A 23546-nucleotide genomic window follows, 5' to 3' on the forward strand; every position below is an offset into this window, starting at 1 on the left:
AGTTTGATTTTTTTGTTAACTTAGTGTGAGGGGGTGGTGGTTCGCCCCCTCTTTTTTATAACCAGTTAATATCTAAAAGTCAAATCATGTTATATTGTCTTTTTAACTATTTTAAGTCTTCTTATTAATTATGAGCAAAAAGGGAGTGTTTTTCTTTTTAATGGTTGTTGTTTATATATCGTGTAGTAAAGAATCTAATCATTCAAATAAAGATGTGCTGTTTACCAGTTTAGATTCAAACGATACGGGTGTAAAATTCACAAATACGGTTCAAAACGAAAAGGAAGTCAATATTTTTACTTATCGTAATTTCTATAATGGCGGAGGCGTGGCTATTGGCGATATCAATAATGATGACTTGCCCGATATTTTTTTTACGGCAAACCAAGGTCCAAATAAATTGTTCCTTAATAAAGGCAATTTAAAGTTTGAGGACATTTCCAAATCAGCCAATATTGGAGGCAACAATGTTTGGTCAACAGGTGTTAATATGGTTGATATTAACAATGACGGTTTATTGGATATATATGTGTGTAACGCAGGAAATGTAAAGGGCGATAATTTAAAAAATGAGCTTTATATCAACAATGGCGATTTAACTTTTAGTGAACAGGCGGAAGAGTATAATCTCGCGGAAAATGGATTGACCACCCATGCCGCTTTTTTTGATTATGACAAGGATGGCGATTTAGATGTATACATTCTTAACAATAGTTTTATCCCCGTTAATTCATTAAATTATTCGAACAAACGGGAACTTCGTGCGGAAGATTGGGAAGTGCCTAGCTTGTTAAAAGGTGGTGGGGACAAGTTGCTCAGAAATGATGATGGAAAATTTGTTGATGTAAGCGAGGAAGCTGGAATTTTTGGAAGCCTAATAGGTTTTGGACTCGGTGTAACGGTGGGCGATATCAATAAGGATTCCTATCCGGATATTTATGTGTCGAACGATTTTTATGAGCGCGATTACCTCTACATCAACAACCAAGACGGCACATTTACCGAATCTATAAAAGATTGGACGGCGCACACCAGCCAATCCTCAATGGGCGCGGACATGGCCGATATTAACAATGATGGTAATCCAGATGTGTTTGTTACAGACATGTTGCCAGAGCACAGTAAAAGAGTAAAAGAAACCACCCAGTTTGAAACCTATGACGTTTATCAACGAAAGCAAGGTTTGGATTTTGACCATCAATACATGCAAAATAGTTTGCAGCTAAATCTAGGTGATAATTATTTAGCGGAAATAGCCAATTTAAGCGGCGTGTCCAAAACAGATTGGAGTTGGGGCGCACTTTTATTTGATATGGATAACGATGGCTACAAAGATATTTATGTGTGCAACGGTATTTATCATGATTTAACCAATCAAGACTTTATGACCTTTTTTGCCAACGATATTATCCAAAATATGGTGCTTACTGGTAAAAAGGAAGAGGTTTCAAACATTGTAAATAAAATGCCCAGCAACCCTATATCCAATTATGCATTTAAAAACTCTGGCAATTTGGGTTTTGAAAATGTTACTGAAACTTGGGGTTTTGATAAGCTTACATTCTCTAATGGGGCTGCTTATGGGGATTTGGATAACGACGGGGATTTGGATTTAGTAATTAATAATGTAAACCAAGAAGCCCTTGTTTATAAAAACAATGCGGAAACATTAACCCAAAATAAGCATATAAAAATTCAATTAAAAGGAAAATCCCCAAACAGATATGGCATTGGCAGTAAAATAAAATTGTTTTCAGATAAAGAAGTTATTCTTCAGGAGGTTATTCCGTCCAGAGGCTTTCAATCATCCGTTGATTATGTCCAAACCATCGGAATTGGAAATAAATCTATAGACTCCATTCAAATTATATGGCCCGATAATTCTTTAGAAACATTGGCAAATATTCTTCCAAATAAAAAGTACATATTCAAACAAACAGATGCTTTACAAAAATTAGCCCCTTTAAATAAAAACAAGAACACATTCTTGTCTGAGGTCAACACCACAATGAGCGCTCATCAGGAGAATTACCATAGCGATTTTAACTATGAAGGTTTAATACACCAAATGCTTTCCAGAGAAGGTCCAACAATTTCGGTTGCCGATGTTAATGGCGATGGGCTAGACGATATTTTTGTAGGAGGAGCAAAAGGGCAAGAAAGTAAGTTGTTTTTTCAAACGTCTTCAGAGGATTTGGTTGCATCAGTTACACAAGGATTTGAAAAGGATAAAGACCTTGAAGATACGGCATCTGCATTTTTTGATGCTGATAATGATGGAGATTTAGACCTTATGGTGGGCACAGGAGGAAATGAGGTAGAAGATGAAAAAAGCTATAAAACTAGATTATATCTCAATAACGGTAAAGGCTATTTTACTGAAAGTAGCGAGACCATTCAAGCCACATTTCACAATGCGTCGGTAATTGCACCTTGTGATTTTGATAACGATGGGGATATGGACGTTTTTGTTGGGAGTAGAAGTGTTCCTGCCATTTATGGCATTAATGCCAAACAACAGTTATTGGAAAATGACGGCAAGGGAATCTTTAAAGATATCACCAAGAATAAAGCCTATGGCTTTAATGGTTTAGGTATGGTAACGGATGCCAAGTGGTACGATTTTAATACCGATGGCAAAAAAGATTTGATTGTTACCGAAGATTGGGGAACACCTAGGATTTTTGAAAATAATGGAAAGCAATTGGTTGAACGTAACACCAATTTAAGTCAGTTTAAAGGTTGGTGGAACACCATTCAGGTTACCGATTTAAACCATGATGGATTGCCTGACTTGGTTTTGGGCAATAACGGATTGAACTTACCTTACAAGCCTTCAAAAGAAAAGCCCATAAAAATCTATATTAACGATTTCGACAATAACGGAACGATTGAGCAAATCTTAACGGAAACCATTGATGGTAAGGATGTGCCCATTATTACGAAACACGAACTTACAGCACAAATAGTTTCCTTAAAAAAGAAAAATTTAAAGTTCTCAGAATACGCCACTAAATCTATTGATGAGCTTTTTTCTGAAGAAATCATTTCACAATCCATTGTTAGGGAAGTAAACATCTCTCAAACGGTAGTGGCTTTAAATAGCCCATCGGGCGATTTTAAAATAATTCCACTCCCTACACAAGTGCAATTTTCAAGTGTAAATGCCATTGCTGTTTTGGATATAAATAATGATTCAAATGTAGATTTAGTGCTTGGTGGAAACCAATACAACTTTAAGCCGCAGTATTCTCGACTTGATGCCAATTATGGAAGCTTATTGTTGGGTAATGGTCATGGTGCTTTCAATTGGGTAGATTATGATGACTCCGGCTTTTTTGTGGACGGGGAAATTAAGAATATTTCAACGCTTAAAACAACGCAAGGAATTGAATTGATAATAGGTATTAATAACCAACAGCCTAAAATTTTCAAATTGAACCATGATTAAATTTATACCATATATTTTGGTTTCAATGGTTCTTTTGGGTTGCAAAAAAGAACCTGAAAAGCTGTTTACGGTTTTATCGCCCAAAGATTCAGGAATTCGTTTTAACAACACACTCAAGGATACGGTTGGCCAAAATATTTTGGATTACCTTTATTATTATAATGGCGGTGGTGTGGCCATAGGCGATGTAAATAATGATGGTTTTCCAGATGTTTTTTTCACTTCAAACCAAAACCAAAACAAACTCTATTTAAATAAAGGAAATTTAACATTTGAGGATATTACTGATATGGCCAAAGTTGCTGGAAAAAATGATTGGAGCACAGGTGTATCTATGGCCGATGTAAATGGCGATGGCCTGTTGGATATTTATGTGTGTGCTGTGGCTGGAACCAATGGATTTATTGGTATGAATGAACTTTACATTAACAATGGCGATTTAACATTTTCGGAAAAAGCTGAAGAATACGGATTGGATTTTGACAATTACAGTTCCTCGGCCGCATTCTTTGATTATGATTTGGATGGTGATTTGGATGTGTATTTGCTTAATCATGCCATTCATTCGGAAGAGTCATTTGGCAAAGCCAGTATCAGGAACAACAGGACTTATGAAAGTGGTGATAAACTTTTAAGAAACGATAATAATAAGTTTGTTGATGTAAGTGAAAGTGCCGGCATTTTTGGTGGAGCAAATGGGTACGGACTGGGATTGGCCATATCAGATTTTAACCAAGATGGCTATCCTGATATTTACGTTAGCAACGATTTTCATGAGGACGACTATTATTATTTGAACAATGGTGATGGGACTTTTTCGGAATCTTTAAAAGACTATTTTGGCCATGTCAGCAAATTTTCAATGGGTAACGATGCGGCCGATATCAACAATGACGGGTATATCGATTTAATTACCTTAGATATGCTTCCTGAAGATGAAAAGGTCTTAAAATCATCAGCTGGAGATGATAACATACAATTGCAAAACTTACGTACGAAGCAATTTGGTTATTATTACCAATATGCCAGAAACATGGTTCAGGTAAATCAAGGTGCCAACAGTTTTACGGAAACAGGATTCTTGAGCAACATTGCGGCCACCGATTGGAGTTGGAGTGCTTTAATTGCAGATTACGACCAAGATGGAAATCAGGATATTTTTATAGCTAACGGTATTCCTAAGCGTCCAAATGATTTAGATTATATTAAGTATATTTCAAATAGCCAGGTTAAAAAGAAAATTGAAACCACTAATTTAATTGATAAGGAAGCTCTAGATTATATGCCTGATGGAAAGTTGAAAAACAGTTTTTACCAAGGAAGTGCCGATTTAATATTCAATAATCAAACGGATATATGGGTTACTGAAAATGAATCATATTCCACGGGTTCGGCTTATGGTGATTTAGATAATGATGGTGATTTAGATTTAGTGACCAATAATATTGATGAACCAGCAACTGTTTACATAAACAATACCAATTCTCAAAAGAACTATTTAAAACTTCAATTCAAATATTTGGAAAAGAATAGTTTCGGTATTGGCACCAAGGTTAAGTTGTATAATCAGGGATGGATTCAATCCAAAGAGCTGTTTTTGCAACGGGGGTTTCAGTCGTCTTCTCAACCCATTTTGCATTTTGGGTTGGATAGCTTAAAGACTATAGATTCCATAAAAGTAATCTGGCCAAATAAAACTTATCAAACCTTAAAAAACATCAGTACAAATCAAACTTTGACTGTTTTGTATGAAAATGCAAGGCCTTATCAATACAATTTGGAGCTAGATCACAGCCGTCAAATTTTCACAAAAATTGAAGATGATTTAGGAATCAAATACAAGCATACGGATAATAATTACATCGATTCCAATCGCAACAAATTAATTCCTTACCAAATTTCTGATAGAGGTCCTGCAATAGCTGTTGGAGATATAAATAACGACGGAAAAGATGATGTGTTCTTTGGGAACGGCAAACATATCCCATCCGAAATATACCTCCAAAATAATACAGGTTTTCTGAAATATGAAGATGCTGTTTTAAAGAATAATGCTATTGTTGAAGAAAGTTCGGCCATCATTTCAGATTTTAATAATGACAATAAAAATGAATTGTTTGTTGCTGCTGGTGGTGGTGAGTTTTTTGGAAAATCAGAAGCTCTTCAAAATGCTTTATATACTATTTCAGAAACAGGCTTGGAAACTTTAAATGTTCCAGAAGGCTATGAAGATACGGCCGTAATTAAGGCTGCTGATTTTGATGCAGATTGCGATTTAGATGTGTTTGTTGGAAATGCCAGTATCTCAAATGATTTCGGAAATATACCTGAAAGTTACATCTTGCAAAACGATGGTGTTTCGTTCAGTAAAAAATCATTAGGCAATTTGGGGATGGTTCGAGATGTCACCTGGACGGATTTTAATGGTGACAATCAACACGATTTAATTGTGGTTGGTGAGTGGATGTCACCTTTATTTTTAGAAAATAATAATGGTGAGTTTATTGATAAAACAAGTAATTATATATCCAGCCCATTAAACGGTTTATGGCGAGCTATTATTCCTTTTGATATAGATGCTGATGGTGATTTGGATTATCTTTTGGGTAATTGGGGCACAAATACTAAGTTTAAAGCTTCTGAAGAATTCCCTATGCTGATGTATTATGCTGATTTCGATAAAAACTCAAAAACAGAAACACTGTTGGCTACCGAAAAGGATGGAAAATATTATACACTAGAAGGGTTGGACGAATTAAGTTCACAGCTTGTAAGCCTTACCAAAAAGAAGTTTACGGTTTATAAGGATTTTGCGGGTAAGCCAATTAATCAGGTTTTTGATAAATCGATATTAGATGATTCAAAAGTTTTTGAAGTACATACTTTGGCTTCAGGGGTTTTGAAAAATAATAACGGTCAATTTGTTTTTCAGCCATTCAATAATCAATTACAGGTTGCACCGATAAACTGTTTTGTTAAAATCAATCTATCAGGAAAAGACCATGTGCTTTGTGCAGGAAATTATTTTGGGGTAAAACCATATCATGGTCGTTTTGATGGCTTTTTGGGGGCATTGATTTCAAGCGAAAACGACATTGAATTAGGTAATGCATTAGGGCTGGAATTTTTCAACAAGGCTGTTACAAGATTAGAGACCATAAAATTTAATAACAAGCAATATTTAATTGCTGTAATACATAATGATGATGTTCAAGTTTATGAAATTGAATAAGGCGTATTTGCTGCTTGCAGGATTTGCAATCTTGCAAGGTTGTAATACTAAAGAAGAGTCTATTGAAGTGACTTCACAGAATTATTTTGATTCTGTAGACCTAGTTACCAATATAATGATTCATGATGTTTTTTCGCCACCGGTGGCTAGTAGGGTTTATGTTTATCCTAACATTGCCGCTTTCGAAATTATTGCCCAAAATAATGAAACCTTTAAGTCTTTGTCTGGTCAAATCTCTGGATTAACACCGATACCAAAGCCTGAAAGCCAAAATGTAAATTTAAAAGTTTCGGCCTTGGTGGCCCATATGGAATTGAGTAAGACGCTCATTTTTTCTGAAGACAAAATGATTCACTTAAGGGATAGTTTATATGGTGTTTGGAGTGATAAAAATGAAAAGGAGTTTAAGGTTTCGGAAGCCTATGGAATAAAAGTGGCTGACCATATTAAAGATTGGATGAATGGCGATAATTATATCCAAACCAGAACAATGCATAAATTTAATGTGGATGCAGACGACCCATCGCGTTGGCAGCCAACTCCACCTGCATATATGGATGGTATTGAGCCACATTGGATGAAAATTAGAACTATGGTTTTAGACTCTGCGTCACAATTCAAACCAATTCCACCACCACAATTTTCTTTGGAAAAAGATTCAACTTTCTATAAGGAACTTATTGAAGTTTATGATGTAAGGAATAATATGGATAAGCTAGGAGACGATTCAGAGGAAGTGGAAATAGCCCAATTTTGGGATTGCAATCCATTTGCAACAGTTACCCGAGGCCATTTAATGTTTGCAACTAAAAAGATTTCACCCGGCGCACATTGGATTGGAATTACCAAAATCGCCTGTAAAAATGAAAATCTTGATTTTAATGAAACCGTTTATGCATTAACAAAAACATCGATAGGCATTTTTGAAGCGTTTATTAGCTGTTGGGACGAAAAGTACCGAAGCAATCTAATTAGACCAGAAACCTTGATTAATCAATATATTGACGAAAATTGGAAGCCTATTTTGCAAACCCCTCCGTTTCCGGAATATACCAGCGGTCACTCGGTGGTTTCGGGTTCAGCATCAACTGTTTTGACGTCAATTTTTGGCGACAATTTCAAATTTGCTGATGATACCGAGGTTCCTTTTGGTTTACCTATAAGAGCATTTACCTCTTTTAATACGGCCGCAGACGAGGCCGCTATTAGCAGATTGTATGGAGGTATCCATTACCGGGCGGCAATAGAAGAAGGGTTAAAACAAGGTAGGGATGTAGGTCATCTAGTAGCCGAAAAAGTCAAGATGAAATAAAGGAAAACATGAAGAAATTTGTTTTATCGGCAGGCATAATGGTTTGTGTAGCGGTAATTGGCTGGTACTTTTTTATTAAGGATTACAATTACAAAGTTACCTTTAAAACACATCAAGCGCCTGGTATTGTTTACAGTACGCTTGTGGGTTGGAATAACTGGGAACCAAGGAGCAAAAAGGCGGTGTCTACAATTTCTAAGACTCCTTTTTCAAAATTGAACCAAAAACTCAATATTTCAGATTCTATTATTGATATTAAATGGTCAATTGAAAGAAAATCAGATTCAATCACTAAAGTAACGGCCTTATTAAAGGATGAAACACATAGTCTATATCAAAAAATCAATGCTCCATTTGCCAAAACAGATTTTGTGAAAAGAAGCCTAGCGACGGTGAAGCATATAAGGGAAGGACTTAAAATGCACGAAACAGAGTATAAATTATCACCAGTTTCAGAAGATACTTTTCCAGAAGTTACCTGTGCATACATTACCTTGAGTTGTAAGATGAATGAAAAAGCAAAACTCATGATAGCCCATACGATTGATGTTATGGATTATCTAAGAGACAATGAAATTGAGCTGATAGGTGACCCATTTTTACAAGTTACAGATTGGAAATTAAATGAAGATTTTATAACCTTCAATTTTTGCTTTCCAATTGGTAATAGGGATTCTTACCCAGAATCTAAATTCGTTAAAATTAAAACTATTGAAGAAATAAAGGCTCTGAAAACAGTTTTCAACGGTAATTATAGAATATCAGATAGGGGATGGTTTACGCTTCTTGATTACGCCAGCAGGAATAATATTGAAATTGAAACCAACCCAATAGAAGTGTTTTTAAACGATCCGCATTCTGGAGGTATCGAACTTGAATGGGTAGCCGAAATATATGTACCAATTAAAACTAGCTAATTATGAAACGATTAATTCTAACCTTATTAACTCCTTTACTTATTATGAGTTGTGCCGACAATAAAAAAAATCAAGAAAATTCAACCGAAGTTAAAGAAGTGTCTAAACCCGGTAATGACAAAGCTTGGTGGAAAGAGGGTGTGCTGTACCAGATTTACCCACAAAGTTTTAATGATACCAATGGAGATGGTTTTGGTGATTTTAAAGGTGTTATTGAGAAACTGGATTATTTAGAAAGTTTAGGAATTACTATGGTTTGGATGAATCCATTTTTTGAGTCTCCTTTGGTGGACAATGGATATGATGTTAGTAATTACAAAGCTGTGCATCCCAGATATGGTACTATGGAAGACTTTCAGGTAATGATGGATAGCATGCAGGCCAAGGGTATAAGATTTGTTCTAGATATGGTTGTAAACCATAGCAGTAATGAACATGAATGGTTTAAGCAGGCCTGTAGTTCTAGGGATAACAAATATTATAATTATTATCATTGGTGGCCGGCCGAAAAAGGAGAACCACCACACAGGCATAGTCTTTTTGACCCAGAAGGAGGTTGGGATTATGTTGAATCAAACAACTCGTATTACTTACACACCTTTGCTGAGGCACAACCCGATTTAAACTGGGAAAATCCGCAAGTGCGCCAAGAGGTTTATGATATCATGAAGTTTTGGGCAAAAAAGGGTGTTGATGGTTTTAGAATGGATGCCTTCCAATTTGTGAGCAAAGACACCACATTTCCAGAATTCCCTAAAGGTCATGAAAAGGATTTCGCCAAGTGGTATGGTATGGGTCCATACCTACATGATTACTTAAAGGAAATGTACAAAGAAGTCATTGAACCGTACGATGTTTTTGCCGTTTCAGAGGGTGCAGGAACTACGTTCCAAGATGCACATGATTTGGTTGATGCTGATAGAAAGGAACTTCAAATGGCCTATCATTTCGATTATGTTACCCTTTCAAGAACCCCCGAAGGTTATACACTTGCAGAATTTAAAGATGTGTTTACAAAATGGGATAAAGCGTTTGCTGAAGAAGGTTGGCTGTCTATTTTCCTTTCCAATCATGATCAATCTAGAATGGTGAATAGGTTTGGAAATCCAACTCCGGAATTTAGAAGGGTATCCACGCAAATGTTAAATACTTTTTTGATGAGCATGCGAGGAACGACTTATACCTACTATGGCGATGAATTGGGAATGACCAATATTGACATGCCAAAAATTGAAGAATATGTAGATGTTTCAGCGATTGGAGAATATGGCATGGCAAAAAAGAGAGGGGACGACATGGAAGAATTCATGAAAACGCTCAATTACAATTCACGTGAAAATGGCCGTACACCCATGCAATGGGATGATTCTGAAAATGCCGGTTTTACAACTGGAAAGCCATGGAAACGTGTGAATGATAATTACAAAGAAATTAATGTTGCCCAGCAGGAAGAAGACCCCAACAGCGTATTGAATCATTTTAGAAAAATGGTTAAATTGAGGAAAGAAAATGAGATTTTGGTTTATGGGGCTTATGAATTGTTGGATAAGGACAACGATGAAACTTACTGTTTTACAAGAGCTTTAGAAGATGCAAAGGTTTTGGTCTTGTTGAATTTTACAGAGCATGATTCAAGTGTAACGTTGCCGCAAATTAAAGCTATTGGTGAAACAATGATTAATAATTATGACGAATTAAGTATTACAGGAGAATCTATAACATTAAAGCCATATCAGGCTGTTATTTGTGAATTGAATTTTTAAATGAACCTTGGATTATGAGAAATTATGTTATTCTCATGCTTACAATTATTCTGTTAAGTAGTTGTGCAAAGAAAAAGGAGGAAAAGATTATAGATGAAAAGTCTTTTCCTAAAAAACAATGGTGGAAGGAAGCTGTTGTTTACCAAATTTATCCAAGATCGTTTAAAGATTCCAATGGCGATGGTATTGGTGATATAAAAGGAATTATTTCAGAGCTTGACTATATTAAAAAATTAGGAGTCGATGTGGTTTGGTTGAGTCCGCATTTTGATTCCCCCAATGCTGATAATGGTTATGATATTAGGGATTATCGAAAAGTAATGGAAGAATTTGGGACTATGGAGGATTTTGACCACATGTTGGCCGGTTTGAAGGAGCGTGGTATAAAGCTCATCATAGATTTAGTTGTTAATCACTCAAGTGACGAGCATGAGTGGTTTAAGCAAAGCATGTCTTCAAAAGACAATCCTTATCGTGATTATTACATTTGGAAACCTGGAAAAAATGGAAAAGAGCCAAATAATTGGCCGTCATTTTTTGGAGGGTCAGCTTGGGAGCAGGCAGGGCCTGATGGTGAATATTACTTGCATTATTTTGCAAAAAAGCAACCAGATTTAAATTGGGAAAATCCAAAATTAAGAGAAGAAGTTTATGATTTGATGCGTTTTTGGTTAGATAAAGGGGTTGATGGATTCCGTATGGATGTCATAGCTTTAATATCTAAACGTCAGGAATTTAAAGATATGGATTCTATTGGGCTAAAACACCCTGAATTCACCTATGCTTATGGTCCTAGACTTCATGAGTTTCTCAAGGAAATGAATAAAGAAGTGCTCTCTAAGTATGACGTTATGACTGTTGGTGAAGCGTTTGGGGGGACACCAGAAATGACTATGGAATTAACCGATGAGCGCAATGAAGAAATTGACTTAGCATTTTGGTTTGATGCCGTTAGGATTGGACGTGATAACTGGTACCAAAACGAATGGACCTTACCTCAATTTAAAAAGTTGGTTAATGAGCAAAGCACTGTGAATTATTTTAATTGGCCAACGTTTTTTCTAACAAACCACGATAACCCAAGAACTGTAAGTAAATTTGGTGACGATTCCCCAGAATTTAGAATGGCCTCTGCTAAGTTACTCGCCATGTTATTGCTTACCCAAAGAGGCACTCCATTTTTATATCAGGGGGATGAGATAGGTATGACCAATTATCCATTTACATCATTTGAGCAGTTTGATGACGTGGAAATAAAGGGTAATTACCCCAAAGTAATAGCTAATGGTATAAGTCCAGAAACTTATTTAGAGGAGCTAAATGAGTCAGGAAGAGACCATGCGCGTACACCAATGCAATGGTCTCCTGAAGACCAAGCTGGTTTTACCTCGATCGATAAACCTTGGCTTGCAGTTAATCCTAATTACACAGAAATCAATGTTAAGGATAATTTAGAAGATTCTAACTCCATCTTTCATTTCTATCGCAAATTGCTTGATATCCGCAGAGGGAATCGTGATTTGATATATGGAGATTATGAAGACATTGCACGACAACATCCAGAAATATTTGCCTATACCAGATCTGGAAAAGATGACACCTACTTAGTTGTGTTAAATATGTCTGGAAAAGAAGTTCCTTTCAAATTAGATTCAAAATTCAAAAATTATAAGTTAATTCTTGGAAACTTACCCATATATGGCCAGAAAATCGATACTGAAACGCTGGAATTAAATCCGTGGGAAGCTAGACTTTATCATAGTAAATAATAAATATCATGAAGAATTTAAAAGTATTTAGTGTCATAGTTGTAATAGCATTCTTTACAATAGCATGTAAACAGGCTGAAACAAACTTCGTGGTTGATTCACCAGACACCGACATTACGATAGAGTTTGCGTTGGCTGCCAGTGGGCGACCTTATTACGTAGTGAAGTACAAAAGTAAAACGGTTATCGACACTTCGTATATGAGTTTTGATTTTAAGGATATACCTTCACTAAAAGATAATTTTAAAGTTATCACTTCTACAACTGGAACAGTTGATGAAACATGGCCAATGCCTTGGGGTGAGCAACTGGAAGTTAGGAATAATTACAACGAATTAACGGTGAATTTAGAAGAACAGTCAGAATCAAAAAGGCTTTTAAATGTTCATTTTAAAGTATATAATGACGGTATTGGTTTTCGTTATGAATTTCCGGAACAACCAAATTTAAAGGAGGTTTTAATTACCGATGAAAACACACAATTCAACCTTACGGGAGACCATAAAGTTTGGTGGATTCCTGGTGATTGGGATATTTATGAGCATGTGTATAATGACACAAAGTTTTCTGAGATTGATGCTATTTCAAAACAAAATCACCCAAATTTGAGTGCTACTTACATTCCTGAAAATGCAGTAAATACGCCGGTTACCATGAAAACGGATGATGGATTGTATTTGAGTTTTCATGAAGCTGACTTAACCAATTATGCAGGCATGACCTTAAAAGTTGACAATGAAAACTTAAATATGGTTAGCGAATTGGTAGGGTCTGAACGATTGGGAGGAAAAGCGAAACTAACAGTACCTTTTGATACTCCATGGAGAACAATTCAAATTGCTGAAAAAGCTGGAGGTTTAATAGAATCCAAACTCATTTTAAATCTTAACGACTCAAACGAAATTGGGGATGTGGGTTACTTTACGCCAATGAAATATGTTGGTATTTGGTGGGAAATGCACATTGGTAAATCCACTTGGGATTTGGAAGGTAGCCAAGACATGAACACCTTTACAACGGGAAAAGTGGGCACATCCAGGCATGGTGCAAATACAGAAAACGCCAAAAAATATATCGATTTTGCTTCCCAAAATGGCATTAAGGGGCTTTTGGTAGAAGGCTGGAATACAGGTTGGGACAAATGGATAAACAATGAGAGGGAAGGCATATTTGATTTCATGACCCCTTATCCAGATTATGATTTTGATGAAGTTAGGGATTATGCAAAAGAAAAGGGGGTGGAAATCATAATGCACCACGAAACATCGGCAGCACCACTTACCTATGAAAAACAGATGGATGTGGCATATGATTTTATGAAACAAAACGGCATAAATTCGGTAAAAACGGGATATGTTGGTAAAATCATACCTCAAGGGGAATACCATCATGGACAATGGATGGTAAACCATTATCATAAAGTTTTGGTAGAAACTGCCAAAAAGAAAATTGCAGTAAATGCACACGAGCCTATTAAAGCTACAGGAAAGCGAAGAACCTATCCCAATGCCATTGCTAGGGAAGGACTAAGAGGTCAGGAGTTCAATGCTTGGGCTAGTGATGGTGGCAATCCTCCAAGTCATCTGCCAACAGTTGCATTTACAAGAATGCTTTCAGGTCCCATCGATTATACACCTGGTGTTTTCAATATTAAGTTTGATGAGTACAAGAAAGACAATCAAGTTAATACTACATTGGCTCATCAGTTGGCACTTTATGTAGTTATTTACAGCCCTATTCAAATGGCTTGCGATTTACCTGATCATTATATGATTGATGGAAAAATTCATCCGGCATTTCAATTCATAACTGATGTGGGGGTAGATTGGCAACAAACAAAAGTATTAAATGGTGAAGTTGGGGATTTTGTAACCATAGCAAGGCATGAAAAAGAAACAGGAAATTGGTTTGTAGGAGGCATTACTGATGAAAATGATAGAACGGTATCTTTGGGTTTTGATTTTCTAGATGAGGGCAAGACTTACGAAGCAATCATTTACAAAGATGCACCAGATGCCCATTGGAACGATAATCCCGAAGCGTACGAAATTGAAAAGCTTGAATTGAAAAAAGATTCGACTTTAGATATAAAACTAGCTCCTGGGGGAGGGTTTGCTATGAGTATTTTTCAAAAATGAATCTAAACCAACTAACCACCACTAACTAAATTAATAAGCATGAAACTAGCTAAACCAACATTATCCTTTTGGCAAATCTTCAACATGAATGTAGGCTTTCTTGGAATTCAATTCAGTTTTGGATTGCAACAAACCGCAGTTAATCCTATCTTTTCTTTTTTAGGTGCACATCACGATGAATTGCCCCTATTGAACTTGGCTGGACCAGTAACGGGCTTAATTATTCAGCCCATAATAGGTGCTATTTCGGATAAAACATGGTCGCCACGTTGGGGTAGGCGTAAACCATTCTTTTTAATTGGAGCGATAATAGGCAGTTTATGTTTATTTGCTTTTCCTTTTAGTCCAACGCTGTGGTTTGCAGTAGGTTTATTGTGGATTTTAGATGTGGGTAATAATATGGCCATGGAGCCCTATCGGGCATTTGTTGGAGATAAACTACCAAATAAGCAGTTAAGTTTTGGTTACCAAATGCAAAGTTTATTTGTTGGTGCGGGTATAGTATTGGCCAATGCTTCTATTTTTATTTTTCAAGATTGGTTTGGTGGGGCAGAAGAAGTTGTAGAAGCAACTCAGAGTATTCCTAAGTGGCTGTATTATTCATTTTTTATTGGTGCTATATTATCTGTTTCAACCATTCTTTGGTCGGTTTTAAAAACACCGGAAATTCCACCTTCAGATGAAGAATTTGAAGAAATTAAAAAGCACAACGCTTTACCAATGTCCGAACGGATAAAAACACCGTTTATTGAAATTGTTGAGGCCATTAAAGATATGCCAAAGCTCATGTGGAAATTGGCCGCTGTTTATTTGTTCCAATGGTATGCATTGTTTGTCTATTGGCAATTTATAGCACCCATGTTTAGGGAAAGTATGGGTTTTAATGCCTCCGAAGCCTTAAGTCAAGCGGCTAAAATGAATACCACATATAATATTTCTACTGTTGTTTTTGCAATGGCTTTGGTGCCTTTGGCTTTAAAATTTGGAGGTAAAAAAGTGTACGTATTCAGTTTGTTTTTTACAGGTATTGCTATGTTAAGCATACCATACATTCAAGATCCGCTTTTAGTTATTTTACCGATGATTTTGTTCGGTATTGGATGGGCCGCAATGATGGGGATTCCATATTCCATGGTTTCTAAAGTAGTGACCCATGAAAGACGAGGTGTTTATATGGGAATTTTAAATATGATGATTGTTATTCCAATGGGCATCCAAACATTGACTTTTGGTCCAATTGTTAAAAACCTATTGGATGACAGTGCGGTTAATGCTATAATATTTGGCGGGGTCTTTTTTATTATTGCCGGTGTTTTGGCTTTGCGCATAAAACAACCAATATCTGATGACACCGATGATGATACAACTGCATTTGCAGCTGGAGGAGGTCATTAACTAAAATCTAAGTGAATGAAAAATTTAGGAATTAAAATATCAATATTTCTTAACTATTTTGTGTTTGCTATTTTATTGAATAGTGTTGGAATTGTCATTGAAAAATCGATTGATGTATACAAAGTAACCGAATCTCAAGCCTCTTTACTTGAAGCCTTTAAAGATTTGCCAATTGCTATTGTTTCTTTTATTGTGGCTTCATTTTTACCGCGTTTTGGTTACAAAAAGGCTATGCTTGTGGCCCTTGGGATTGTATTTTTTGGTTGCTTGCAAATGATTTTTGGTAATTCATTTTTCTACACTAAAGTCTTGTTTTTAAGTATTGGTGTTAGTTTCGCTTTAATTAAATTGTCTGTGTATTCACTTATTGGGATTTTAACAGACTCTAAAAAAGAACATGCTTCACTAATGAGTTCTATTGAAGGCTTTTTTATGGTTGGTATTGCACTTGCCTATTTTTTGTTTCCTGCCTTTTATTCTGAAGATGAAAATTCATGGCTAAACGTATATTATTTATTATGTGGATTGATAGCCATTTCTTTTTTGTTCCTGTTGTTTTCTAAAGTTGAATATGAAGTCGAGGCCATTGGATCCAATTTAAAGGATGATTTAAAAGAATCGGTTAAGTTAATGGTTGTTCCTTTAGTTCTTGTGTTTATTGTTTCTGCCTTTTTGTTTGTTATGATTGAACAAGGCATTATGTCTTGGTTGCCAACATTTAATAAAAAGATATTCAAATTCAGTTCGGTGCTCAGTGTACAAATGGCCAGTATATTGGCACTTACCTTGGCATTGGGGAGATTTGTTGCCGGGTTTTTAACAAAATATATCAATTGGGTTATTTTGGTGATTATTTGTGTCGTAATTTCAGGAAGTATCTTAGTGTACATCTTACCACAATTACAGGGTGAAGTAGCCACAATCGGTGAAATTGAAAGTTTGTCTCAAGTGCCATCCTTAGGTTTTATTCTACCTTTAATAGGCTTATTTATTGCACCGATTTATCCGCTTTTAAATTCGACGGTTTTAAGCTCGCTTCCAAAAAGTTTGCACTCGCCAATGTCTGGTTTGATTATTATTTTTTCTGCATTGGGCGGAACCATAGGGTCTAGAATTGTAGGCGAACTTTTTGAGAGTGTTGGAGGTGCCAGTGCGTTTTATTTTCTGTTGATACCCATGGGCCTACTTATAGTTTTTGTTTTACTTATTGATAGGATGTCCAAAAGGGAAGTAATTGCTGAACCATGATTTTTAAACTAAACATACAGGATACGCTAAACAAGCTATTGCAGCAGGAAGATACTGATGGTGATAAAAAAATCACCATTGACGACAAAGGTTCAAGAGCATTTCAGTTAGTTTCGGATAAAGGTGAAAAATATGTAGTTAGGGGCACATACCATCTTTCAAATTTGTTGCAGGAATTGATTATTGCAAAAAATGAAGGAAATACAACTGCAAAAATTCCATTGGCCAAAATTGAAGAACCCCCGGTAACCCGTATTTCGCGAATGATTCGAGACTATTATTGGAATGGTTTAACAAGAAGAATGGATGAAACAGGTATAAAAAGCCTTATTTCAGACACTAAAAACGAGACCTTAACCGCAGATAAATTGCCAATTTATATTCCGTTTAATGATGATTTGGCGCTAACGTATTATAAGAACTTAGAAACTAAACTTCCGATAAGAGCATGTAAATTACCCAATGAAATTACACCAAAATATGTCAAATCTATAAATGCTGAACCAGGAATATTGACCCTTAAATTGGAAAAAAATGACGATGAGGTTAAAGGTGTTCCTTTTGTTGTACCAGGGGGAAGATTTAATGAAATGTATGGCTGGGACAGCTATTTTGAGGCCATAGGCTTAATGCTGGATGGTAAGGTTGATTTAGCTAAAGCCATGGCCGATAATTTTCAGTATGAAATTAATCATTATGGAAAAATTTTAAACGCCAATAGATCGTATTACCTAACAAGAACACAGCCGCCTTTTTATACAAGTCTTATTCGAGAAGTTTTCCAAATTACTAAAGACAGGGATTGGTTGTCCAGCCATCTAAAAATAGCCGTCAAGGAATATGAATCTGTTTGGATGGTTAAGAACAAACGTCTTACAGATAATGGGTTAAATAGATATCTAGCGGAAGGGTTGGGGATGCCACCGGAGGCCGAAGAGGGCCATTATGATGCTATTTTAAAACCATTCGCAGCTCAAGCAAGTTGTTCAATTCAAGAATATATTGAAAAGTATCAGAACAGCGAAATCCAAAATGATTTTTTGGACACCTATTTTCTTCACGATAGAACGGTAAGGGAGTCTGGGCATGACACTTCATATAGAATTGAAGGCAACTGTGCCGATTTAAACTTGGTAGAACTTAATGTACTGTTGTATAAATATGAACTGGATTTTGCCGAACTTACAGAAGAGATTTTTGAAGACCATTTTGAAATTAATTCTAAAACCTACACAAGCAAATATTGGAAAGAGAAAGCCAATAAACGAAAAACATTGATTAACACCCTCTGTTGGAACGATGAACTAGGTTTATATGTCGATTATAATCATGTTACAAAAAAGCAATCTGAATTTATTTCTGCAACAACATTCACTCCCTTATGGTGTGGTATAGCAAGTAAAGAACAAGCAAAAAAGCTGGTAGAAAATGCCTTGCCCCTTTTAAAGGAAAAGGGCGGAATAGCAGGAAGCACAGAAGAAAGTAGAGGAGGTATTAATGAATCAAGGCCTCACAGGCAGTGGGATTACCCAAATGGATGGGCGCCGCATCAAATGATGATTTGGAAAGGGTTAGTAAGCTATGGATTCGTAAAAGAAGGTCAAGAACTAATTTACCGATGGTTGTATATGATTACAAAAAATGCTGTAGACTACAATGGAACTATCCCCGAAAAATACGATGTTGTGGAAGCTACCCATAAAGTATTTTCAGAGTATGGTAATGTAGGTACCGATTTTGAGTATATGTCTCAAGAAGGATTTGGCTGGATGAATGCTTCATATCAGTATGGTTTGTCACTTTTGAAAAAGGAATATCTTGTTAGGCTGAATGGCCTAATTGGGCCAGAACAAATCTTTTAATTTATGGGTTCGCTAAAGCTTTTACTATCTAAATCTCATTATTTTTCAGTGGTGTGGTTATCCTATTTTTATAATGTCTTGATTGGCACTTATCTTTTTAAACTATATATTATGAAGCATTTTGTTTTAATTCTTTCCCTGTCCATTATCTTATTTGGATGTAAAAACACATCAGATAAAACGGAGGTTGTATCTGAGGCTAATTCAGTTTCTTCTGAGGATACATTTCCTCAAAAGCTTAATGGTTCAACAATCTATGAAGTGAATATTCGTCAATTTACACCTGAGGGTACATTTAATGCATTCGCAGAGCATTTGCCAAGATTGAAGGAACTGGGTGTTGAGGTGCTTTGGCTTATGCCTATTCACCCCATTAGTGAAACCAATAGAAAGGGAACATTGGGCAGCTATTATGCGCCCAAAAGCTATACTCAGGTTAATCCTGAATTTGGTACTATTGAGGATTTCAATGCATTACTTAAGAAAGCCCATGACATGGGTTTTTATATGATTCTTGATTGGGTGCCAAACCATACAGGACGAGACCATCATTGGGTTACAGAACATCCAGAATATTATATAAGGGATGAAAATGGTGAAGTAACTTACGAGGCTATGAGCCCAACAGATGTTTGGTGGGACACGGCTTTGCTTGACCACAAAAATCCCGATACACGTAAAGCGATGATAGGGGCGATGCGCTTTTGGGTAGAGCTGGGTGTTGACGGATTTAGGCTTGACCATGGATGTGGTGATAAAATCCCACTTTATCTTTGGGAAGAAGCAAGGGCAGAATTGGACCCCATAAAAGATTTATTTTGGTTGGCTGAATGCGGCCATGAAACATTTATTTTGGATGGGAGTTATGCCGATGAATTTGAATTCATCATGAGGGAAGTTGTTGAAGGAAAACAAAAGGCAAATGCGCTTTCAGACTGGATTAATAGTGACATGTTTAAATATGGAAGGACCGCTCTGCGAATGACCTACACATCTAATCATGATTTAAATTCTTGGAATGGGACTGTTTTTGAACGATTCGGCGAAGGCCACAAGACTTTTGCTGCTTTTGTGTTCATTTCCTATGGTTTTCCATTGATTCTCGGAGGACAGGAGGTAGGAATGGACAAACGACTTGAATTTTTTGAAAAAGACAGCATTGATTGGTCTGACCCAAAAAGCCTGCAACCGTTTTATAAATCATTGGTAAGTTTAAAAAAGGATAATCCCGCCATTTGGGCTGGAGATGTGGGAGGATTTCCCATTTCAATTGAAGATAATGAGCATGTTGTTGGTTTTATGCGTCAGGTAAAAGGCAATAAAGTAATAGGAATATTTAATCTGTCTCCAGAAAATCAATCTGTTGAAATTAATAATCAGAGCGTTTACGGAACATATTCCGACTATTTTTATGGTAAAAATTATACACTGAATAATAAGGCTCTGGAATTAAAACCATTGGAATTTCTGGTGTTTACAGAATAATTGATTTAAGAATAAAGAGATATTTGTGAAATTATCGAAAACGATTTCGGTTAGAAGATTAAACGTTTTCAGTGGGTAAAATTGAGAAATTCCAATTGTAATCGTAAATTAGCTGAGCCACCTAATAACTAAATAAAATAACTATTATTTTGAAAAGCATAGACATTTTATGTGTAGGAGAAGTATTAATAGACTTCATTGGGCATCAGCATGGTGTTCAAATAAACAACACACGAGACTATCATAGATATTTGGGAGGTTCACCGGCCAATGTGGCCATGAATATGGCAAGATTGGGGCTAAGGCCAGTTTTGGTTTCTACAGTTGGTGATGATGGGTTTGGTGAATATATTTTTCAGCGTCTTTCTGAAGTTGGTGTAATTACAGACCACATAAAAAAAATTGATGACAAGCCTACCAGTGTTATTTTTGTTTCTAGAACAGATGGTACGCCAGATTTTATTCCATTTCGTAAAGCAGATATTTGTATTTCTGAAGATCAAATATCCCAGGATATTTTAAGGAAAACCAAAATATTTCATACAACTTGTTTTGCCTTAAGTAAGGAGCCCGCTCAAACCACAATATTGAAAAAAGCACAGGAGGCATTTAAAGCTGGTTGTAAACTCAGTATAGATGTAAACTATGCCAAGAAACTTTGGAAAAGTCAGGAAGAAGCTCTTGATGTGGTTAAATCTTATTGCAAATTCAATCCATTAGTTAAAATTAGTGAAGATGATATGCATCGTCTTTTTGAGCAAAGACTTCCTCATGAAGATATCTTTGCATTTTTTCATAAAATGGGGGTGGAGACGGTTTGTTTAACACTGGGAAGTAGTGGAGTGAAATTGTCTCGAAAAGGCAGCAAGATTATTCAGTTACCAGCTAAAAAGGTGGAAAAAGTACAGGATGCTACAGGTGCTGGCGATGCTTTTTGGTCCGGCTTTTTATTTGCCTATGTAAAAGAAAGGTCTGTTGAAGAGTGCCTAGAGGTTGCTTTACAATTAGCCGCTTTAAAACTTCAAAATGTGGGTAGGTTACCCGACAATATTGATATCCTATCCAATCTCTTATAGAAAAAATATGCAACAAGATACAGAGAATTCAGTTTTTAATGGCGTAATGCTTAATGCTTACCCAGATAGCATCGGCAAAAAGCTTAGCGATACCATTTCAATGCTTAAAAGACCTGAGTTTAAAGATGTTTTTTCGTTATTCTACGTTTTGCCCACTTTTTTTAACAGTGATTTAGATAGGGGTTTTTCTATCATAGATTACAATATCAACGAAGAATTGGTGTCCAAAGAAGATTTAAAAAACCTAGACGAACTCAATATTATGCTGAAGTTTGATATTGTGTTAAATCATTTGTCTGTGGCATCTCCCCAATTCAAGGATTTATTGAAGCATGGTGAGCAATCAAAATACAAAGACTTTTTTATTAACTGGAATAACTTTTGGGAGGGACATGGAACCATGAATGAAAATGGTGTTGTAATCCCAAAGGAAGAGTATTTGAGTAAATTGTTCATGAGAAAATCTGGGTTGCCCATTTTGAAAGTTCAGTTTCCAGACGGTTCAGAACAGCCATACTGGAACACATTTTATCAAGAAATAAATTACAACAACATAACTGTTGATGATTTAAAAAATGTTGATGGGTTGACTTTGGATGATGCTAAATCGATATGCGACAAAGTCAATATTGCCATTGCTGAAAAAGAAAATTTGGTAACATTAGATCTGCAGAGCTTTAATAAATGCAAGGATGAGGTTATTAAAATAGTGCATAAAAAGAGGTCGTATTTAGGGCAAATGGATGTTAATGCTAAGTCTCAATTGGTTTGGGGATTCTATGAAGAAACACTGTCTAAACTAAAAGGATTTGGTTGCAAAATATTACGTTTAGATGCTTTTGCCTATTTGCACAAGGAAATTGGGCAGTCAAACTTTTTTAATAAACCAGGAACTTGGGAATATTTAGAACGAATAAACCAGATAGCCAAGAAGAATGGTTTGATATTATTGCCAGAGATACACGCTGAATATGGGTTGCATCTTCATGACGAAGTTGCCCAAGAAGGATATCAAATCTATGATTTCTTTCTTCCCGGTTTGATGATTCATACCATTGAAAATGCTTCTAGTAAAGCTATATTGTCTTGGGCTAATGAAATTATAGATAAAGGCTATAGAACGGTAAATATGCTTGGTTGCCATGATGGAATTCCGGTGTTGGATTTAAAAGGAAAAGAAGTCAACGGTAAATATCAAAAAGGTTTGTTGGAAGACCATGAGATAGAAAGCATAATGAACCTTATAATTGAACGGGGAGGACGCGTTAAAAATTTATATGATGCCGAAGGAAAAAAAATATCTTATTATCAGGTAAACGCGACTTTTTTTAGTGCTTTGGGTGAGAACGAACAAAAATTACTTTTGGCTAGAGCCATTCAAATATTTATGCCAGGAATTCCACAAATTTGGTACCTTGATATTTTTGCGGGCAAAAATAATTACGAAGCGGCCGATAAAGGAGGTAGTGGCGGACATAAAGAAATAAATAGAACCACATTATCTATAAAAGATATCGAGCGAGGGCTGGAAAGGAATGTGGTTAAAAGTCAACTTGAAATACTTAAGTTAAGAAATACCCATAAAGCATTTTTAGGAGAAATGATAATCAATGAATCTTCAGACACTGAAATAGATATTTTGTGGCAGTATGGTGATGATTTTGCCCATTTAATAGCTGATCTAGAAACCTATAAATTTCAGGTGTCTTTTTCTAACGGCAAACAAGCTAAAACCATTAGTATAAAATATTGAAGTAATCAGAAAACTTGAAGTACATGCGTTCCTAAATTTCAGCATCTGGAAAGCCTTAAAAATAGGATATGTCCTATGTTGGGTTTCGAACTCATAAACTGAAGGTCATTGGTCCTAGTCCGGTTTCCGCTGCAATAAAACAAAA

General features: G+C 36.0%; 13 protein-coding genes. All 13 read left to right on the forward strand.

The window, feature by feature from the left end; translation table 11 throughout:
* Positions 1–130: 130 nt before the first annotated feature.
* The 13 genes from ACB104_RS14615 (at position 131) to ACB104_RS14675 (ending at position 23401) form a co-directional block, all read left to right on the forward strand.
* Positions 131–3451 carry a VCBS repeat-containing protein gene (locus ACB104_RS14615; protein WP_370479904.1) on the forward strand — a complete coding sequence of 1107 codons (3321 nt, stop codon included), beginning with the start codon at positions 131–133 and terminating at the stop codon, positions 3449–3451.
* Positions 3444–6683, forward strand: a complete 3240-nt coding sequence (locus ACB104_RS14620) for a VCBS repeat-containing protein (protein WP_370479906.1) — start codon at positions 3444–3446, stop codon at positions 6681–6683. Before ACB104_RS14615 ends, ACB104_RS14620 begins: the two co-directional genes overlap by 8 nt.
* Positions 6670–7995, forward strand: a complete 1326-nt coding sequence (locus ACB104_RS14625; RefSeq protein WP_370479907.1) for a vanadium-dependent haloperoxidase — start codon at positions 6670–6672, stop codon at positions 7993–7995. Before ACB104_RS14620 ends, ACB104_RS14625 begins: the two co-directional genes overlap by 14 nt.
* A gap of 8 nt (positions 7996–8003) precedes the next feature.
* On the forward strand, positions 8004–8912 hold the full coding sequence (locus ACB104_RS14630; protein ID WP_370479909.1) for a GyrI-like domain-containing protein: 909 nt from the start codon (positions 8004–8006) through the stop codon (positions 8910–8912).
* Between the two features lie 2 nt (positions 8913–8914).
* Positions 8915–10675, forward strand: a complete 1761-nt coding sequence (locus ACB104_RS14635; RefSeq protein WP_370479911.1) for a glycoside hydrolase family 13 protein — start codon at positions 8915–8917, stop codon at positions 10673–10675.
* Between the two features lie 14 nt (positions 10676–10689).
* Complete coding sequence (locus ACB104_RS14640) at positions 10690–12444, forward strand: glycoside hydrolase family 13 protein (protein WP_370479912.1); 1755 nt, start codon at positions 10690–10692, stop codon at positions 12442–12444.
* Between the two features lie 8 nt (positions 12445–12452).
* A complete protein-coding gene (locus ACB104_RS14645; RefSeq protein WP_370479914.1) occupies positions 12453–14582 on the forward strand; it encodes a glycoside hydrolase family 97 protein in 2130 nt (709 codons plus the stop codon).
* A 39-nt stretch (positions 14583–14621) separates the two neighbouring features.
* On the forward strand, positions 14622–15977 hold the full coding sequence (locus tag ACB104_RS14650) for an MFS transporter (RefSeq protein WP_370479916.1): 1356 nt from the start codon (positions 14622–14624) through the stop codon (positions 15975–15977).
* 15 nt (positions 15978–15992) lie between these two features.
* Positions 15993–17225, forward strand: coding sequence for an MFS transporter (locus tag ACB104_RS14655; protein ID WP_370479917.1), 1233 nt, complete (start codon positions 15993–15995; stop codon positions 17223–17225).
* Entirely contained in the window at positions 17222–19087 is a 1866-nt protein-coding gene (locus ACB104_RS14660) for a trehalase family glycosidase (RefSeq protein ID WP_370479919.1), read from the forward strand. Before ACB104_RS14655 ends, ACB104_RS14660 begins: the two co-directional genes overlap by 4 nt.
* Before the next feature lie 111 nt (positions 19088–19198).
* The gene (locus tag ACB104_RS14665) at positions 19199–20572 is read left to right on the forward strand and encodes an alpha-amylase family glycosyl hydrolase (protein ID WP_370479921.1); all 1374 of its coding nucleotides are present in this window, start codon (positions 19199–19201) and stop codon (positions 20570–20572) included.
* Positions 20573–20721: 149 nt separating this feature from the next.
* Positions 20722–21648, forward strand: a complete 927-nt coding sequence (locus tag ACB104_RS14670; protein ID WP_502267026.1) for a carbohydrate kinase family protein — start codon at positions 20722–20724, stop codon at positions 21646–21648.
* Positions 21649–21655: 7 nt separating this feature from the next.
* Positions 21656–23401, forward strand: a complete 1746-nt coding sequence (locus ACB104_RS14675) for an alpha-amylase family protein (protein ID WP_370479922.1) — start codon at positions 21656–21658, stop codon at positions 23399–23401.
* Positions 23402–23546 lie beyond the last annotated feature (145 nt).

This window comes from Tamlana flava, assembly GCF_041287255.1.
GTDB lineage: Bacteria > Bacteroidota > Bacteroidia > Flavobacteriales > Flavobacteriaceae > Tamlana > Tamlana flava.

What these genes read in the sequence shown, in the direction of transcription:
- ACB104_RS14615 (WP_370479904.1), top strand. Translation starts at nt 131, where the DNA reads ATGAGCAAAAAGGGAGTGTTTTTCTTTTTAATGGTTGTTGTTTATATA.
- ACB104_RS14620 (WP_370479906.1), top strand. Translation starts at nt 3,444, where the DNA reads ATGATTAAATTTATACCATATATTTTGGTTTCAATGGTTCTTTTGGGT.
- ACB104_RS14625 (WP_370479907.1), top strand. Translation starts at nt 6,670, where the DNA reads ATGAAATTGAATAAGGCGTATTTGCTGCTTGCAGGATTTGCAATCTTG.
- ACB104_RS14630 (WP_370479909.1), top strand. Translation starts at nt 8,004, where the DNA reads ATGAAGAAATTTGTTTTATCGGCAGGCATAATGGTTTGTGTAGCGGTA.
- ACB104_RS14635 (WP_370479911.1), top strand. Translation starts at nt 8,915, where the DNA reads ATGAAACGATTAATTCTAACCTTATTAACTCCTTTACTTATTATGAGT.
- ACB104_RS14640 (WP_370479912.1), top strand. Translation starts at nt 10,690, where the DNA reads ATGAGAAATTATGTTATTCTCATGCTTACAATTATTCTGTTAAGTAGT.
- ACB104_RS14645 (WP_370479914.1), top strand. Translation starts at nt 12,453, where the DNA reads ATGAAGAATTTAAAAGTATTTAGTGTCATAGTTGTAATAGCATTCTTT.
- ACB104_RS14650 (WP_370479916.1), top strand. Translation starts at nt 14,622, where the DNA reads ATGAAACTAGCTAAACCAACATTATCCTTTTGGCAAATCTTCAACATG.
- ACB104_RS14655 (WP_370479917.1), top strand. Translation starts at nt 15,993, where the DNA reads ATGAAAAATTTAGGAATTAAAATATCAATATTTCTTAACTATTTTGTG.
- ACB104_RS14660 (WP_370479919.1), top strand. Translation starts at nt 17,222, where the DNA reads ATGATTTTTAAACTAAACATACAGGATACGCTAAACAAGCTATTGCAG.
- ACB104_RS14665 (WP_370479921.1), top strand. Translation starts at nt 19,199, where the DNA reads ATGAAGCATTTTGTTTTAATTCTTTCCCTGTCCATTATCTTATTTGGA.
- ACB104_RS14675 (WP_370479922.1), top strand. Translation starts at nt 21,656, where the DNA reads ATGCAACAAGATACAGAGAATTCAGTTTTTAATGGCGTAATGCTTAAT.